The sequence below is a fragment of the Streptacidiphilus pinicola genome (assembly GCF_003258295.1).
Taxonomy (GTDB): Bacteria; Actinomycetota; Actinomycetes; order Streptomycetales; family Streptomycetaceae; genus Streptacidiphilus; species Streptacidiphilus pinicola.
On sequence record NZ_QKYN01000130.1, the window covers coordinates 21,675 to 38,277 of the forward strand.

13 protein-coding genes and 4 pseudogenes are annotated in these 16,603 nt (G+C 68.7%); 12 read left to right on the forward strand and 5 right to left on the reverse strand.

Annotated features, from left to right (window positions below):
* The first annotated feature begins 287 nt into the window (after positions 1–287).
* Together DN069_RS30090 and DN069_RS30095 are read left to right on the forward strand one after the other, a co-directional pair.
* The gene (locus DN069_RS30090) at positions 288–1,697 is read left to right on the forward strand and encodes a DNRLRE domain-containing protein (RefSeq protein WP_165845705.1); all 1,410 of its coding nucleotides are present in this window, start codon (positions 288–290) and stop codon (positions 1,695–1,697) included.
* A gap of 248 nt (positions 1,698–1,945) precedes the next feature.
* A pseudogene (locus tag DN069_RS30095) lies at positions 1,946–3,126 on the forward strand (serine hydrolase domain-containing protein).
* Between the two features lie 572 nt (positions 3,127–3,698).
* Here the strand turns inward: DN069_RS30095 and DN069_RS41975 are convergent.
* On the reverse strand, positions 3,699–4,112 hold the full coding sequence (locus DN069_RS41975) for a DUF742 domain-containing protein (RefSeq protein WP_341538513.1): 414 nt from the start codon (positions 4,110–4,112) through the stop codon (positions 3,699–3,701).
* A 174-nt stretch (positions 4,113–4,286) separates the two neighbouring features.
* Positions 4,287–4,491, reverse strand: a pseudogene (locus tag DN069_RS41980) (hypothetical protein); the annotation flags it as partial.
* A 792-nt stretch (positions 4,492–5,283) separates the two neighbouring features.
* Here DN069_RS41980 and DN069_RS30110 point away from each other — a divergent pair.
* From DN069_RS30110 to DN069_RS30130, 4 genes and pseudogenes are all read left to right on the forward strand, one after another.
* A pseudogene (locus tag DN069_RS30110) lies at positions 5,284–5,457 on the forward strand (transposase); the annotation flags it as partial.
* A 225-nt stretch (positions 5,458–5,682) separates the two neighbouring features.
* Entirely contained in the window at positions 5,683–5,838 is a 156-nt protein-coding gene (locus tag DN069_RS30115; RefSeq protein WP_243639926.1) for a hypothetical protein, read from the forward strand.
* 205 nt (positions 5,839–6,043) lie between these two features.
* Positions 6,044–6,895, forward strand: coding sequence for a hypothetical protein (locus DN069_RS39565; RefSeq protein WP_133260086.1), 852 nt, complete (start codon positions 6,044–6,046; stop codon positions 6,893–6,895).
* 4 nt (positions 6,896–6,899) lie between these two features.
* The gene (locus DN069_RS30130; RefSeq protein ID WP_207892318.1) at positions 6,900–7,925 is read left to right on the forward strand and encodes a COG1361 family protein; all 1,026 of its coding nucleotides are present in this window, start codon (positions 6,900–6,902) and stop codon (positions 7,923–7,925) included.
* Between the two features lie 184 nt (positions 7,926–8,109).
* Here DN069_RS30130 and DN069_RS30135 read toward each other — a convergent pair.
* A pseudogene (locus DN069_RS30135) lies at positions 8,110–8,409 on the reverse strand (IS5/IS1182 family transposase); the annotation flags it as partial.
* Positions 8,410–8,549: 140 nt separating this feature from the next.
* Positions 8,550–9,248: an HAD family hydrolase gene (locus DN069_RS30140; protein WP_111506336.1), complete on the reverse strand. Its 699-nt coding sequence runs from the start codon at positions 9,246–9,248 to the stop codon at positions 8,550–8,552.
* On the opposite strand from DN069_RS30140, the gene DN069_RS40465 reads away from it, so the two are divergent.
* The 4 genes from DN069_RS40465 (at position 9,235) to DN069_RS30155 (ending at position 12,512) form a co-directional block, all read left to right on the forward strand.
* Positions 9,235–9,375: a hypothetical protein gene (locus DN069_RS40465; protein ID WP_165845706.1), complete on the forward strand. Its 141-nt coding sequence runs from the start codon at positions 9,235–9,237 to the stop codon at positions 9,373–9,375. The two genes, DN069_RS30140 and DN069_RS40465, sit on opposite strands and share 14 nt — an antisense overlap.
* A gap of 475 nt (positions 9,376–9,850) precedes the next feature.
* Positions 9,851–11,746, forward strand: coding sequence for a sensor histidine kinase (locus tag DN069_RS30145; protein ID WP_111506338.1), 1,896 nt, complete (start codon positions 9,851–9,853; stop codon positions 11,744–11,746).
* On the forward strand, positions 11,743–12,105 hold the full coding sequence (locus DN069_RS30150; RefSeq protein ID WP_111506340.1) for a DUF742 domain-containing protein: 363 nt from the start codon (positions 11,743–11,745) through the stop codon (positions 12,103–12,105). The genes DN069_RS30145 and DN069_RS30150 overlap by 4 nt, the downstream gene beginning before the upstream one ends.
* Positions 12,102–12,512, forward strand: a complete 411-nt coding sequence (locus tag DN069_RS30155) for a site-specific integrase (RefSeq protein WP_165845707.1) — start codon at positions 12,102–12,104, stop codon at positions 12,510–12,512. The genes DN069_RS30150 and DN069_RS30155 overlap by 4 nt, the downstream gene beginning before the upstream one ends.
* 514 nt (positions 12,513–13,026) lie before the next feature.
* Here DN069_RS30155 and DN069_RS42970 read toward each other — a convergent pair.
* A complete protein-coding gene (locus tag DN069_RS42970; RefSeq protein WP_424556342.1) occupies positions 13,027–13,482 on the reverse strand; it encodes a DUF6985 domain-containing protein in 456 nt (151 codons plus the stop codon).
* A 298-nt stretch (positions 13,483–13,780) separates the two neighbouring features.
* Between DN069_RS42970 and DN069_RS30165 the strand changes: the two genes are divergently transcribed.
* Both DN069_RS30165 and DN069_RS30170 read left to right on the forward strand, forming a co-directional pair.
* Complete coding sequence (locus DN069_RS30165; RefSeq protein ID WP_111506342.1) at positions 13,781–15,253, forward strand: hypothetical protein; 1,473 nt, start codon at positions 13,781–13,783, stop codon at positions 15,251–15,253.
* Between the two features lie 282 nt (positions 15,254–15,535).
* Positions 15,536–16,441 (forward strand): nucleotidyltransferase-like protein, encoded by a 906-nt coding sequence (locus DN069_RS30170; RefSeq protein ID WP_111506344.1) that lies wholly within the window; start codon positions 15,536–15,538, stop codon positions 16,439–16,441.
* Positions 16,442–16,603: the final 162 nt, after the last annotated feature.

Below are 16,603 nucleotides of genomic sequence, written 5' to 3' on the forward strand. Positions count from 1 at the left end.
CGCGCGGAGGCCGAACGATTGCGCCTTGTGACGACTGGTGCTCACCGCAGGGCCAGTGGATCAACGGTCAACTGCTCAAGAGCAACGGCGGTCTCGCCGGCTGACGAGCTATCACGCGGCCTCCTGCCGCTCCACGAGGACACCGTTCCCGAGAGCTGGCTCCCGCCCGCACGAGCGGGACCACGTGGGGGAGTGGCGCGGTATCGGTGGGAGTTGGTAGTTTCCGGCGCGCCGTGCGCATGCGGACCGGGTTCTGCGTGCGCGACCGATCTGGCCGTGGGGTGGGCATGCGGGCGACGTCCCGAACTAACAAGGCGGACGGCTTCGAGGCGGAGGTCGACGAGCCGAACGGCGGTGCGCTGCCCAGGGGCAGGTACGCCGCGATGGTGGCGGGGCTGTCGTGGTGGCAGGCCGGCCTGGTGCTGGTGCCGTTGGCGCTGATCCCGCTGGGCGGGGCGATCGGCGGCTTCTTCGGCGGCATGGCCGCGGCGACGAACGCGGCGCTGGCCAGGCGCAACCAGTTCGGTTCCGCGATCACCGCGCTGGCGATGAGCACTGTCGCCCTGTTCGCCTACGGCCTCTACTTCATCATCGCCGGCTCGCTGCTGTCGTGGTTCACCTCGGGCTCGCACCCGTCCGCGTCTCCGGGCGGTTCGGTCCTCGCCACCACTGCGCCCGCGCCCGCACCCTACCGGTCCCCGCCGCCCGAGCAGCAGTGGAAGCCCGTGCCCCCGGGCGTGGTCGTCGACCAGCCGAGCGTCATCAACGCAACCGGAGCGGCACTGGCCTGGCCCGCCTACGTGAACACCACCGGGAGCGCCGCCTACGACGTGGCCAGGTACGAGGTGTACCGCAACGGACTCAACCAGGACCTGAGCCAATCGCCCGGCCACCTGATCGGCGTCGTGAACGGCGACCAGACCTCGTTCCTCGACTCCGGCGCGCCCACCCGGACGGGCCCGCACGACGGGCTCTACACCTACCTGATCGGGGTGCGCACCAAGGGCGGGCGGTTCATCCAGGGCACGCCGCTGCTGGTGCAGTTGCCGATGCCGGGCCGGACGGAGGTCGCGCTGCCGGCCCTCGTCGCCGACACCATCGGCTCCGGCATGCCGAACAGCGCCGCGGACGCGGTCATCAAGAAGGATTCGACGCCACACCTGGAGCTCGGCCCGGACGAGGACATGGGGCTGGGCAACACCCGCCTGGTCTTCGGCTTCGGGCCGCTCGCCATGCTGCCCAAAGGCGCGGACGTGGTCGAGGCGCACCTGAGCCTTTGGCGCAGCAGCGGCGGGAACTACCCGGACCAGGACACGCTGTACGCGCTGCACCGCTCCTTCACCGGCGCACAGGTGACATGGAACCGGGCGGCGGCAGGCCGGCCGTGGTCGCGACCGGGAGGGGACTACGGGGCGCCCACCGGGCACCTCGCCCAGGAGGTGGGTGGGGCGTTCGACCGCACCGACTTCGACGCGACCGGGGCGGTACGCGGCTGGGTGGGCGACCCGGCGTCCGAGCACGGGCTGCTGTTGAAGGCCGACGTCGAGTCGGTGCGTACGGCCCCGCTGCTCGGCGGGTGGTACGTGCCGGTCGGTGGCGCGCCGCCGACGAATCCGGTGACGGAGGCCCCGGAGCTGTTCATCACCTACGCAGGCACCATGCAGCCCGTGACGGCGTCCGCGTCGCCGTCGCCGTGACGGCTCGTCGCCGTGACCGTGGGGTGGCGGCGAGTCAGGACAGGAGCAGGACGGCACCGGCGACGGCCATGACGGCGGCGACGGCGCCGTTGACGCCGTAGGAGGTCTTGGAACACGCGCGTGTCGCAGTGGTGCACGAGCTTTCCGTTGATCCATTGGTACGGCTGCACGAGTAGAGGGTCTTTTCAGCATTCCGACCAGTCAGTATGTTGCCTTTTGCACTCCCGTCGACTTGTGGAGGGACCCCCATGGCAGGCTCCGCTGTTCCCGCACCCGTGCCCGCACCGCGCATCGAGGGCCACTGCGACGAGCGTTTCGCCGCCGTCAAGGAAGCGTTCCAGGCCAACTTTGCGGAGCGTCAGGAGTAGGGCGCGGCGGTGACCGTGCAGGTCGGCGGCGAGGTCGTGGTGGACCTGTGGGGCGGGTGGGCGGACGGCGCGGGCACGCGTCCGTGGACGCGGGACACAGTGGTCAACGTCTGGTCGACCACCAAGGGGCCGACGGCCCTGTGCGCACATCTGCTGGCCGACCGGGGTCTGCTGGATCTGGACGCGCCAGTCGCCCAGTACGGCCGGAGTTCGCGGCGAGCGGGAAGTCGGAGGTGCTGGTGCGTCATCTCCTGTCGCACCGAGCCGGCCTGGCCGGACTGCGGGAACCCCACAGCGCGGCGGACCTGTACGACTGGGAGCTGACCACGGCGCGGCTGGCATCCATGGAGCCGTGGTGGGAGCCCGGGACGGTGTCCGGCTACCACGCCCTGACCTACGGTCACCTGATCGGCGAGGTGATCCGGCGCGTATCCGGCCTCATGCCGGGCGAGTTCCTGGAGCAGGAGATCACCGGCCCGCTCGGCATCGATTTCACCATCGGCCTGCCGGACAAGGAGAGCGATCGGGCAGCCGAGCTCGTGCCCGCGCAGGTGACGGCGGACAGCGCCGCGCTGCTCGCCCAACTGCCAGCGGTCGCCCTGGCGGCCGTGGGCAACCCCGCGGTTGGCGCCCGCGAGGCCAACACCCCACAGTGGCGGCGGGCCGAGATCCCGGCCGCGAACGGCCACGGCACGGCGCGCGCGGTGTGCGCCCTGTACGGCATCCTCGCCCGCGGCGGCCGCCACGGTGACCGCCGAATCCTCTCCGCCGAAGCGGCGGAGCGCGTCCGCGAGGGTCAGGGCGCCTGCCGCGACCTGGTGCTGGGCCCGGGCTTCCCCCACGACACCGAGGTCGGTCTGGGCCTCTGGCTCAGCGGCCGCAACGCCTCCTACGGCCCTAACCCCCGCGCGTTCGGCCACGACGGTTTCGGCGGCTCCTGCGGCCTGGCCGACCCGGAGTCAGACCTCAGCCTCGGCTACGTCATGAACCGCATGGGTCCGCACATCGCGGACGACCCGAGGAAGATGGCCCTGATCGAGGCGGTCCACACGGCCTTGTGAACCGCGGCCTCCCGTCACTACGTAGCTGGGCGGAGCTGCTCGCGGAGGCTGAGGCGCGGGCCGCGGAGCCTGAGGGGACGCCCTGGGGCAGCCGATCCGCCGAAGAGTAGCCCGCAGGTCAGTGCTCCCCGGCATCGACAGCAAGCGGGATGCCGATGGGACGGCTGATGCGTTCTTCACGGTGGTCAAGGACCTTGCCGTGGTGAACCCGGTGCGCGGGGCACGGCTGCTTCGTTCCCTGACCGCTGATCCCATCCTCAGCATCCGAGACCGCAAACTGGCGGCGGAGGCGCTGGCGGTTTTGGCCCCGGAGAGCGGCGCCCGACGGTCCGAGTCCTCGCCGAAGACCCCGACGAGGACTCCCGCGGCGACCGGACACTGGCCGCGTGGACGCTGCTCGAGGTAGCCAAGAACCTGACCGCAGTGTCCGCGGATCGAGGGCGCTCGTTTCCCGGAACATCGGGATTGGAAGCATGCTGCGCCGGCACCGTGATCTGATCAGGCGTCGACACGCTCGCGCGAGAGCCCGGCGCCGGCCGGGCGGCCACCCTGGGCCCGTACGCCCAGTCGGCCTAGAGCTTGCGAAGTCCGCTGAGCACCCTTTCGAGCAGTGTCACATCTGGCGTTCCGTCGGAATCGCCCCCGGGGGCGGGCTGGTGGATCGCGACGAGGCCGGACTCGGCCAGGTCCGCGACAAGGATGCGGGCCACGCCGAGTGGTATCGACAGCAGCGCCGAGATCTCGGCCACCGACTTGACGGTGGTGCACAGGCTGCAGATGAGCTGGTGCTCGGGCAGCAGCGAACCGTTCCGCTCCGGGGCGGCGGCGGTCGACACCAGCGCCTCGATGGCGAGTTGGTAGCTCGGACGGCTCCGGCCACCGGTCATCGCGTAGGGGCGGATGAGCGACTGCTCCTCCGACTCCTCCTCGACCGGCGCCTGCGGGCGACCGCCGGGCGAAGCCGACCGGAGCTGCCACGCCTGCAACTGCTGATCCCGCCAGTAGCTGGACAGCTCAGCTTGGGACGTCTGGCGGTCACCGGCGTGCGCGGGAGCCGGGGTATACCCGTCGGCCGGACCGCCGAACGCGACACGGCCAGTTCCCCTTAAAGCAGCGCCGTGCCAGCCGCTCTGATCCTCCGGCAGAGCCAAGGTTCCTCCTCAAAAGCGTCCAGACATGGCTCGCGTGACGTCGCCCAGACGACGCCGGTTCAGTGCAGCAGGCTGGCGCCCCTGCCGTTCGGCGCGGAACGCGGTAGGAAGCACCGTGTCGGCACCGACCAGGAGAGCCAACTCGCAGCCGACCAGGCCGATGTCACTCTCCGGGGGCGAGGACTGCGAGGGAGGAGCCGTCGGACATGGCCACGGTGTCGCCCAGCGCCCTGAAGATCAAGCCCTTCGCAACGATCTCCCCACCATCATCACGATGAGTGCCAGAATGCGCGCCGCTCATTTTCATCCGGAGTGGCGATCAGCAGTGGGCGCCGATCGGCGCTGTTGGAAAGAATGTCCCCACCTCTTGCTCGGGAAGAGACAAACCTGCTCGATTGATCCCCTGGTCGGCACGTCGGGATGGTTGGTGGCGGGGACCACAGGCCCAGGCCCGACACGGTTGTCTGGTCCCAGCTGACCGCTTGGGGTCCAGGGCCGTGTTGTGAAAGTGATGAGGGACCTGCGGGGAGCCCACAGCCCGCGAATGGCTTCGGCCAGGTCGGAGCCGTAGGAAGCCCAGCAGACGAGTGAGCCGTCCGCGTCGCGCCGTCCCTTGAACCACTCGTCATCAGCTCGAGCGAGGCCGATCCTGGGAAGTCCGGAACCCCCGCATTCCGTACGGCGGATGCGCAGGAGACCGGGCCCGGGGCGGGTCGTCCGGCCGGAAACCGGACGGCCCGCTCGCACACACAGACCGCGTACCCGGGCGATCGCTTCGCGATCCCGGTGACCCTCCACGTGAACACCGTGGTGCCGCACGTGCGAGGCCTGGTGCAGCCAGTCTGGGGTGAGCCGGTGCCGAGCACGAAAATTCCCTGGGACCCCAATCCCAGGAACAACAGCGCCGCCCTGATCATGAACTGACGTCCGGTCCAGGCCAGGGCAGTGAGTATCCGGAGACAGCGGACCCGGACACCGCCTTGGCCTGTGGCATGTCCTTGGTCCCGTCCAGCTCGCCCTGGACCTGCTTGAGCGCCTGCGACTGCGGCTGTTCTCCGCCGCCGGCCAGCTCGTCACGACCGGCCGCCGCCGCTGGCTCCGCCTGGCCCGTCACTGGCCCTGGACCCAGGTCGTCACCGCCACCTTCGACCGGCTTCAGGCTCTCCCGAAACCCCGCTGACCAGCGAGAACGACCCGCACAGACGAGCCCTCGCACGACCGGAGCAGTGGAACCCCGCGCCCACCCCACGCAACAGCCGGGTCGCGGACATGCCCGCCATCAGCCCGAAGAACCGAAACGGCCCGCCAGGCGAACCGACGGACCGTCACGAAAGACCGAGGCTGGTGAGCGAGATGGAGACCGTGGCGGTCAAGGTGGTGCTGTTGGTTCGGCGACCAGGCCGAGGTGCGGGCCGACGCGCTGGACGCGGACGGCGTGGATCGGTACCCGGCGCGTGAGATCGCCGGGGCGCTCGGGGTGCCCGCCAAGGAGCTGCCCGGGATGCAGATGCTCGCGGATGTCGGCCCTGGGGACCGGTTGACGTACTGGCGGCTGCCGTAGGCGGGTGAGCGTCCCCTTGCGGGGTGTGGGCGGATCAGCCGGTTTCCGGCCTGGCTTTCCTTCGGTGCCGGAGCGGATGGCGACGAAGAGGTAGTCGTGGTTCTTTCCCACAAGTGCGCGGCGGGGGGCGCGCCGATCGGCTGGCCGGGCAGGGAGTGACGGGCAACGGTGCCGCGCGCACCACGCCCGCGCGCTCCTGGCCCAGGTGTCCAATTCCGTCGAGCGCGCGGCGTGCCATCTTGCCAGAAAAAAGCTGTATCGGATGATCTATTTCACATTGGCAAGAATGCACCTGATATCCAATATTGCCATTGTTGGTCAACATATCCGTCGCCGGCCCGTCATTCCAGGAGTTGTCGTGCTTGCACGAAGTATGTCTGCAGCGGCCTCGGCCGCTGCTCTTGTTCTGCTCCAGCCATGCCTCGCCGTCGCTGCGGCCGGTTCCGGAGGCGCCGTTGGGAGCCACCGAGGCGTCTCGGATCGACCGCAATCCGTGAAGGTCGTCGCTGACAAGGACGGCCTGCACCGGACCCACTTGCCCCTTCGGTCCGGTCACGGGCGGGGCCGGCTCACGACGCACCGCAGCCCGGCGGCCGCAACCAGGGGAGCCGACCCCGACACCACCACCACGTTCAGCGTCACGTCCGGCGCGTTGTCGATGTCGGCACCGGTGAGCGCCAGCCTGGGCTCGGGAGCGCCCGGGACCACGGTCAGCGGAGCGCTCGGTGCGGTGTCCGTCACCGACGATCGTGCCCTGCTGTCGGCCTCCTGGACGGCGACCGCGTCGGTGACGGACTTCACCACCGGCGGGGGGACGCCCCCCGAAACGATCCCCGCTACCGACAGCGGCTACGATCCCGGGGCGATTACGACGACCGGCACCATTACCGCCACCGGAACGGTCGTGACGCTGAGCAACTCTCCGCAGACGGTGGTCACCGGCACCTCGGGTGTCGGAGACAACACCGCGAGCTGGGACCCGAACGTCTCCATTGCCCTGCCCGCCAGCGCGGTCGGCGGGACCTACACCGGAACGCTGACCCAATCCGTTGCCTGACGCGATGAGGGGTGCGCGCCGATTCGGGGTTCTGCTGCTGGTGCTGGCCTTGGTTCAGGCGGTCTGGGTGGTGTCGATGGGGCAGGAGGTGTCCAGGGCTCTCTCCCCTCAAAGCCCGGGAGCGGGCACGGTCATCGGTATCAAGCTGCTCGACGCACCGGTGAGCCGCCGTGCCGATCCCAGGGCGCGGGCTTACATCGTCGACCACCTCGCCCCCGGCTCGACCATCGAGCGGCGAGTGGAGGTCACCAACGAGTCGCCGACGCCGATGCATGTCGACGTCTACGCCGCGGCGGCCACCATCGGGCAGGGCAAGTTCACCTTCGCGCCACAGCGCACCCCCAACGAGCTGACCGGCTGGACGTCATTCGACACGACGGCCCTTGAGCTGCAAGCCTCCGAAACCGCGTCGGTGCGCACCACGATCCACGTGCCCAAGGACGCCGCCGCCGGGGAGCGATACGGCGTCATCTGGGCGCAAACGGACATGGGAAGGGACATGGACCCCTCCCACAATCTGACGGTGTTGGGCCGAGTGGGCGTCCGTATGTACGTCGACGTCGGTTCCGGCGGTGAGCCACCCTCGGACTTCAAGATCGAGCGGCTCTACGCGGCCCGGGCCAGCGACGGGCGGGAAGAAGTTCGCGCTCAGATCCGCAACACGGGGCGTCGCGCCCTGGACATCAGGGGGACACTGTCCCTCTCCGACGGGCCCGACGGACTGCGCGCCGGACCGTTCTCGGCCACGCCGGGCACCACACTTGCCCCGGGCGACCGCGCGCAGGCCGTCGTCCCCTTGGACGCACGACTGCCGGACGGCCCCTGGACCGTGGAACTCACGCTCAAAAGCGGGCTAGTCGAGCACACCGAGCGCGCCACCCTCACCTTTCCGACATTCGACAAGGCCGGAGCGGTCGCCGCATCGGTCACCGGACAAGGGCATGTCCCCATCCTCGTGGCCGCCGTGCTGTCCGCCCTCACCCTCACCCTGTCCTTGCTACTCCCCAGGTTCCTCCGGCGCCGCCGGTGACCACTCCAACCCACGCCCCCGCGGCCGGCTGATCCTGGACATGTCCGGGGCCGCAACGAAGAACGCGCGTGCGCTTCCTTCTGCGCTGGCCTGCCGCTCCGGAGGTCCTCTTCGGCTAGTGGCGTGGTGTGCCAGCCGAGGTGGACGGCTTCGTCCTGGATCCGCCGGCGCCCGAGGGCGGCAGGCCCTCGCGTCGACAGCGATTCAGGACCTCGTGCAGGTCGGGGGCCTGGTCGGCAAGGACGGCGATGCCCTCGTGGAGGTAGCGGTAGCCGGTGGACTGGGAGACGCCGGCATCGCGGGCCAGACAGTGCACGCAGCCGCGCTCGCGGAACCAGCGCAGCACCATCACCGCCTGGCGGAAGGGTTCGAGGGCGCGGGAGCCCTTCGGAGTGCCCATCCGGCGGCGGTGGGCAGCCAACAGACGGGCGAGGTACTCCACCACGTGGCGCGGGACGTCGAGCGTGGCAGCGAAGGTGACCAACGGGAAGCCTCTGGTTCAGCGGACATGATCTTGACAGACCTGTTCCTACCAGGGGCATCAGGCCTGTTGGCGCGGGTCCCGCGCCGGGGCAGGGTGGGGCGGCATCACGCCGGCCGCGTTACCGTCGCCCGGCGAGGCCTTCAACAACCGGCGACGCCGCAGGCGGCGAGGACCAGGTGCAGCCGCTTCTCTGTGGCGTGCGTCAACGGTGGAACGAGCAACGTCGTGATCCCGGCTTCGACGGCCGCCCCGTCGTGGCCGGAGCGATCGCCGACCATCAGTGTCTCGTGGGGCTGCACGCCTAGCCGTTCCAGGGCGGTGCGAAAGATGGCCGGGTCGGGTTTGCACGCACCACGCTCGAAGGACAGGACGAAGTCGTCGACGTGCGTGTCCAGCCCGGCCTTTGCGAAGCCGGGGCGGATGTCGACGTGGATGTCGCTGACAATGGCTACCTTCACCCCGGCTGCCTTGAGCGCCCCCAAGGTGGGTTCGACATCGACCGCGAACACGTTGTCGACGGCGTCGCACAGAGCTTCGTACATCGCCTCGGCTAGGATGCAGTCCAGGCCGGCGGCCATCACCCAGCGGAGATAGCTCTCCTGGTGGGCCGCAGCGGACAGATCCGCTCCTGCCCAACCCTCTGCGACGTCGGGGCGCTTGCCTGCTGCGCTCAGGGCTGCGCTGATCCGCGCGACCTCTGCCGAGGAGGCCTCCCACCCAACCTGTGTCAACGAGCGCTCGATCCACGAGGCTCCTCTCGGTCGCCCACGAGTCGGACCCCACTTCGGGACGATGAGCGTTCCGACCCAGTCGAGGAGAACGGCTTTGAAGAAGGGCATGGAGATCCCCCGTGTCCAGCAGGTGCGTGAGCAGGAAGGCTGCCACTCGCCTGCCGACGGGTCAATCTTCGCGAAGCCGAGCGCCGGCACCTTCGTCCGCCCGCTGCCGGGCGTCGATCTTCACTGAGAAAACCTCAGTCGCCGGTCGTGTGGGTGCTGCAGGCGATGCCGGGCCCGCTTACCGACGTCCTGGCGAAGTGCGGCGGCGTGCCGCACAACGTGGTCCGGCTGGCCGAGCAGCAAAGCGGCGTCGGAGGCCAACGTCATCCCGCCGGTCGGCCGCTGCCGCCGAGGTACCCAGCGCCCCAGCCCGCGCCTGGCGTGGGGTCCCCCGATGTCAACCTCCGGTTCGCGGCCGTGAATTCTCGGAAGCCGTAGACAGGTTTCGGCACGGCTACGCGGTGTTTGCACGGCCGTTGCCGCCGAATCACCGGGCCGCCGGCACCGGATGAGCGCTGCGGAACCGGTACGCAACCGCGGTTGTCTACGCTCTCAGCCCTCGACAACACCAGTCATGTCCACACGTCCCGGTTGATCCCGGCGATGGGGGAGTCACCGTGCCCAATCGGTCACCACGCCAACTCGCCCTCCTGAGGCGAGCCATGCCGCGTACGATCCGCGCGCGCCTGCCCGGACTGCTGGCCATCCCGACCTGTGCCCTGGTCGCGGTCGCGGTCACCGGAACCGCCGGCCAGGCGTCGCGGTACTCGGCGGCAGGAGGTACCGCCGATCAGGTGGTCCTGGTCGCCGCCGCGGAAGACTACGTCCACCAGCTGCAGATGGAACGCGGGCTGACCGCCGGTCTGCTCGGAGGCGACCGGAGCTTCCGCAGCCGGCTGACTGCCCAGCGGTTGGCTACCGATGAGGCGCTTGGGCAGTTGAGGGCCCAGTTAGCCGCGGAAACGCCCACCAGCAGCGCGATCCGGACGGCACTCAACCTCCTGGCCGACCTGGCCGCCGAGCGTGGCAACGCAGACGACGGCACCCTGGGCCGCACCGACGCCCTCACCTACTACACCAGGGCCATCGCCGCCCTGGATGACGCGGCCTTCTCCCACCCGACGCAGGTGGCGGATCTGCTGCTCTTCAACGACCTGGCGACCATGCGCAAACTCGAGGACGTCGTGGAGGCCGCCGCTCTGGAGCGTGGAACGGTGAACGGCATCCTGGCCTCCGGGGCTTTCCAACGCAACGACTACGCCACCTTTGCGCAGCTGCTCGGCCGCAGGAACGACGACGCCGCCCAGGTGCCACGCACGGCGACCAGCGTCCAGTCCCAGGCGCTTGCCGCCGCGCTGCGCACCCCGCAGGCAGTCACCGTGACCGGCTTGGAGCAGCAGCTGCTGGCCGCATCCAGCGCGAAGAAGCTCCCGATCGGCCCGGCCGACTGGTGGCAGCCCGCCACCGCGTTGGTCGACGGCCTGAACGGAGTGCGGCTGGAGGTGGCGGCCGACACCCAGGCACGCGCACAGCAGCTGCGGACCGATGCGCTACGGCAGCTGATCCTGGACGCGGGGCTGGCCCTGCTGGCATTGCTGGTCGCGGCCGGGCTGGCGTGGGCGGCAACCCGCTCGGTCCTGCGGCCGCTGCGGGCCCTCACGCAGGAAGCCGACCAGCTCGCCAGCCGCGACCTGCCGGCCGCCGTCGCCCGGGTGCGTGAGGCCAAAGACGGACACGACCCTGCCGAACTCGCTCCCACCCTGCCCGGCTCCGCTCTCACCAGTCGCGGCGACGAGATGACCGAAGTGGCGCAGGCCCTGAACCGAGTGGCCACCACCGCCCTGCAACTAGCCGTCGAGCAAGCCGTACTGGAGCGCGACAGCACCGAGTCCCTGGCCAGCCTCGGACGCCGCACACACGAACTGGTGGGTCGTCAACTCGACTTTCTCAGCGCCCTGGAGCGCGGCGAGAACGACCCGGAGGCGCTCGCTGACCTCTTCGAGCTCGACCACCTGGCCACCCGCATGCGGCGCAACGCCGAGAGCCTGCTGGTCCTGGCCGGCGAACGAAGCCCGCGCCGCTGGTCACAACCGGTGCCGATAGGCGACGTGCTGCGCTCCGCACTCGGGGAAGTGGACGACTTCCGACGGGTCGTCCTGCGCCACAGCGACGACGTGCTACTCGACGGGAGCGCGGTCGCGGAGGTGTCCCACCTGCTCGCCGAGCTCGTCGACAACGCGCTGGCCGCCTCATCCCCAGCAACCGACGTGGAGGTCTACGCCCAGCGCCATGGTGCGGACTACCTCTTCGCGGTGGTGGATGTCGGCGCCGGACTCCCGCCGGAGGAACTGGCCTTGGCCAACCAGCGCCTCGCCGGCCAGGAGACCTTCCTGGCCGGCCGCAGCATGCAACTCGGCCACTACGTGGTGGCCCGGCTGGCAGCCGGCCTCGGCGCCCACGCCTGGCTGGCCGCCACACCGATCGGCGGCATCACGGCCTCCGTGCTGCTGCCCGGCGGTCTCGTGTCCGGGCACGCCGACCTGGCCACTGCGCGATGAACCCGGGAGGTGAGGACGCCGAGGCAGGCGAGGTCGTCCGCGCGTTCATTGTGACCCGTGGCCGGACCCGTCCTGTGCGACCCGAATTGCGATTGGAGACCTTGGTCACGGCGTTCCCGGCAGCGCTCGGCGCACCGCTGGACTTCGAGCGCCTTCGCATCGTGGAGCTGTGCCGTTTCCCACACTCGGTCGCCGAGATCGCGGCGCTGCTCTCCCTTCCGCTCGGAGTGGCCCGCGTCCTGGTCGCCGACCTCGCTGCGGAGCGCCACCTCCACGTCCACGATCACCCGCCCGAGCACGCGGGACGCCCCTCCATCGCCCTCTTGGAACGCATCCGCGACGGCCTGCTGCGGCTGTGACACGCGCGCGGCCGCACTGCACCCGAACCCGCAACGTCCGCCTGACCGCGATCCGCTCCCTGTTCTCCTACGCCGCCCTCCAGCGCCCCGAACACGCCCAGCTCATTCAGCGGGTCCTGGACATCCCGCCCAAGTGGTTCGACAAGAGGGCCGTCACGTTCCTGAGCGGCCCGGAAGTCGACGCCCTGCTGGCGGCACCGGATCCGAAACGCTGGGATGAACTGCGGGACAAGGCCACGTTGGCACTGGCCATTCAGACCGGCCTGCGCGACATCGAACTCACCAGCCTGAACTGCGACGACATCACCCTGGGCGACGGCGCCGTCGTCCGCTGTGAGGCAAGGGACGCAAACAGCGCAGCGTCCCGCTCGACCGCCCCGTCCAGAACCTGCTGGCCGCCGGGCTGAACGAACGCGCCGGACGCCACGGCGACACCGCCCGGCCGGGCCGCTATCGGCCCACCGACAAGGCGCTGGCCTTCCTCGACCGCCTGTGACCATGCCGAGGCTCTCTCAAAGGGCTTGCCGCCGAGGTTCCGAACTGTGAATGTCGGGGTGGCACTGCGAGCAGCCGTGGGAGCAGATGGTGGCGCTGGTCAAGAAGGGGTCCCGGCGCATCGTCGTGGACGGCGTCACCTATCGCTGGCGCGTCCGTCACAAGCCGACCTACTGCCAGGGCAACGGCTGGACTCCGTTGACCTTCGCGGTCGAGGACGCGAGGAGGCCGGGCACCACTCTCGTTGTCCAGGCCGATCGCCCCCACCCGTCGAACTGGTTCGCCCTGCCGACACGGCCGGTGCTTCCAGGCGCCGTCGCCCAGGCCATTCGGACCGCTCTCGCGCGAGGGTGGATGCCGCTGGCGAGCGGATCCCCCTTCCCCCTCGAACTCTCAAGCGGGCTGCGACCAGCGAGGACATGGCCCTCACCAGGTGACTGTCGGCAGGGCGAAGGCGGAGACGTTGGTGAGGTGACTGTCGAACGGGCCCACCTTCGACACCGAGCAACCGCGGCGGAACACGATCTGAAGACCGTGCTCGGGCTCCCAAGCGCACTCGCACTCCAGGATTTGAACCTTCGACCCCTTAACCCCCAGAAATGCCGTCATGCCACTCTGTTCCCGGGCCAGTTCGGCACCTCTCGCCGACTGCTCCCACTCAATAGGGAGCAGTTTGGGCCCGCTTGGGCGAGGTTCAACACTGCTGCCCCTTGTGGTGATTGCGGTGAATATGTCCATTTTAGGATCAGATTTTGAAGAGTCAAGGCCTCCCAGGTGGCCCGGCAGCCAGAGCGCCCCGTGCTCGCTGCTGGCTGGATACGAACCGCTTGACGGCGCTAACTTGGTCCACCTCTTTAAGGAGCACATGGGCCTTGACGTCATTCCCGGTCCCGTTCCACCCAAGCGGAGGCCCCAGTAGGGGCAAGCCCTGAGCGAGCCCCACGGGCCAGACGCTCCATGTGACGGTCAAGTTGGTCTACGTGGACGGCCTGCAACCGCTACTGGCATTTGGCGGGCCTCTGCGAGTTCGGCGCGGGAACCAGTTACAGATCCATCAGGTCACGAAGCCGCCAGAGGCTCCGCTCCGGTGTGATCAGATCTAGGCTACGGCTCGGCGTCTGCCCTGGGAGTAGCTCCAGGGAGGGCAGGTGAAGTGGGCTGAAGGGGAACGAGACGGATTGTGTTGAGTGAAGTTGAAGTCGGCGCACTCCTGGGAGGCAACTTCCCCGGGCTTGTCGAGTCTGCTGCGGACGACCTCTTGGAGGAAGCGGGCTTCGAGGGGTCTACGAGAGCAATGGTCGTTGGGATCCCGAACAGCGACCCAGGTGAGTCGTGGATCACGTCCGCTGACCGGGGGGTAGCTGCTGTTGATCTCTCGATGGTTCTCCGACGCGCCGAAGCCCACTACCAGCAACGCGAAAATCTGTACCTCAAGGACCCGAACGCCCAACTTTGGATGGGCCGATTCATGCGAGAGGAGTCGGAGGCGGCCGCGCTCAAGGAAGTTCTCGACTCCGACCACGCGCCAGCCAGCAGGACGTTTTTTGTCAGCCGTCCCGCGCTTGTCGGTGACCACAAGATCCACGTTGCCATAAGTGTTGACGCGGCTGCGTTGGCGCGAGTGCCGCGACTTGGTCCGCCAGCCACCCCGCAGCCCTACCTGGTGTACAGCATCATCGAGGCGATCCTGTTCGCGCTGCTGGAGCAGGCGCAGCGCGATCTCTATATGCCGAATCCGTCTGGAGCGGGGCCCAGCGACCTTGGGCGGCTCCCTTACGACACGCCTGAGATATCGGTGTACGCCATCAGCACCATGGTGCGCGCGGCCCTTGTGCGAGCCGGCCACACGCTCGCTGGCGCGGGAACCAATGCGAAGTTCAATGCCCTGTCCTCGCTGCTGTACGAGGGGCGGTCGCCCGCGGGACGCCTGCTAATAGCACCCCACAACCATGCTGCCCTAGACGTCGCCTTGCGCTTCGAGGAGCCGGTTCGTCTCGCCGAAGCGCGGCATGTCCGCAAGCTGCTCGAAGCCAGTGGTCCCGCCTATGCACTCCTTATGGACCATTCCCACGTCTATGGCCTGGGAGCCGTGGTTGCGGGTACGGAGTTGGAGACCGAGGAGATCTTCACGATCGCGATCCGCAAGGGAGGTGTTTGGCAACTCGAACATGGCAGCTCGGTCCTGTTCACAGTCCGGGACAACCAGCCGCACTTGCCCACGCCCCAGATCGACGCGGCCCGGATACGCGCCGCCATCGCCGCCAACATCCCCAACGCCGACGCGGAAACGTTGGTCACGCTGGCTCGTGCGGCCGGGGAACACCGGCACGGGGCGATGTTGATCATCTCCAGCGACGCTGAAGCCGAAGCCAAGCGACTTGCCCCTCAGGCGATGAAAACCCAGCCAATACTGCTCAAGTCCAAACTGCTCGACCAACTGACGAACATGGACGGTGGCGTACTGGTGGACGGGAAGGGGAACTGCCACGCCGTCGGTGTGATACTCGACGGCCTTGCCTGCGACGGCAGCGACCCCGTGCGCGGCAGCCGCTTCAATAATGCGGCCAGATATATAGGCAGCACTATCCCATCGGCTGTGGTCCTCTCCTACAGCTCGGATGGAGACGTCACCATCTTTTCGGTGCTCGAATAGGACGGACGCTCCATCATGTGATGAGAGCGGCACGGCACGGAATGCTGCACTCTGCTGGTGCCACGACGAGCGGCTGACCGACCTGGGTTCCTGCTTCCGGCCCTTGCCTGCTGGCGCGCGCAGAGCCAAGTGCGGCTGGCCGCTCGCCCGGCCCAGGGGCTGGCCGACGGGTCCAACTCCACACCATGTCCGCGGCGGTGCGTATTCTTCCCCCGTGCGCAAGCCATCAGGCCCCAGGCAAGCATCCGCTCGCCGGGCCGAGGGGGAGGAAGCTACGTGGGGATGTCCGACGCCGATCGCGCAGCGCTGCTGAGGCGAGCGGTAGCTCCGCCCAGCGACGCGGAGACCGAGCGGCTCGAACGCGCTGAGAGGATGATCCGCTCCGCCGTCAGGGGGCACACCGCTTTCGCTGGCCTCGATCTGTCCGTGGAGGCGAAGGGCTCCTACGCCAACAACACCAACGTCCGATACGACAGCGACGTCGACATTAAGGTGCAGCTCAACGACCGGGTGGTACATGCGTACCACCCCAAGCTGAGCCACTGGTCGTGGCGCTTGAACAACCACTATCGCGGCCCCTGGACGGCGACGCGGCTGCGCCAGGAGCTCGGTGCCGCCCTCAACACCGCCTTCGGCGCCATCGACGCGACGCGCAACGTCGCCTTCTACATCCCCGAGGTCGCAGGCAGCCGCCCGAGCGCCGATGTGGTCCCCTGCTTCGCGTACCGCCAGTACCGTGACGCAAACGCCTCGCAGTGGGACGAAGGCAGCATCGTCCACACCCGCGACGGCGGAAACATCGTCAACTGGCCCGCGCAGCAACTGGTCAACGGGCGGGACAAGAACAAGCGCACCAACCGCCGCTACAAGTTCGCGGTGCGAGCGCTGAAGTACGTAGAGAACGACCTGGCGCGACGCGGAGTGATCAATGAGCTGCCGTCGTACTTCATGGAATGCCTGATCTACAACGTCCCCGACGCCGTCCTGATGGGTGACTCCCTGGACGCGTCGTTCCGCGGTGCGATCGCCCACCTGCGGGGCGAGGTCCACATGATCTGGGGCAACTGGCGCGGGATGCTCGAGCCGAACGAAATGAAGAAGGTCTTCCAAGACGGCCAGAAGTGGAAGATCAGAGATGCCAGACAACTCCTCGATGCGGCCTGGCACCACCTCAACTACGGATCGTGATGAACTCACCAGCCCAATCCATACGACGCGGAGCGACTGCGGCGTCCACCGTATACAGCGCCCTCATCTACGTCCTGGGACTGCAACCGAACAAGGAACTGAAGTACGCGCTCGCCTACGTGCCAGCGATCCTGGGCTACCTAGTTGTTCTGTCCCGTGAGG

Coding starts and splice junctions, on each gene's coding strand:
- DN069_RS30090 (WP_165845705.1), top strand. CDS start 288: ATGCGGGCGACGTCCCGAACTAACAAGGCGGACGGCTTCGAGGCGGAG.
- DN069_RS30130 (WP_207892318.1), top strand. CDS start 6,900: ATGAGGGGTGCGCGCCGATTCGGGGTTCTGCTGCTGGTGCTGGCCTTG.
- DN069_RS30170 (WP_111506344.1), top strand. CDS start 15,536: ATGTCCGACGCCGATCGCGCAGCGCTGCTGAGGCGAGCGGTAGCTCCG.
- DN069_RS30145 (WP_111506338.1), top strand. CDS start 9,851: ATGCCGCGTACGATCCGCGCGCGCCTGCCCGGACTGCTGGCCATCCCG.
- DN069_RS30150 (WP_111506340.1), top strand. CDS start 11,743: ATGAACCCGGGAGGTGAGGACGCCGAGGCAGGCGAGGTCGTCCGCGCG.
- DN069_RS42970 (WP_424556342.1), bottom strand. CDS start 13,482: ATGACGTCAAGGCCCATGTGCTCCTTAAAGAGGTGGACCAAGTTAGCG.
- DN069_RS30140 (WP_111506336.1), bottom strand. CDS start 9,248: ATGCCCTTCTTCAAAGCCGTTCTCCTCGACTGGGTCGGAACGCTCATC.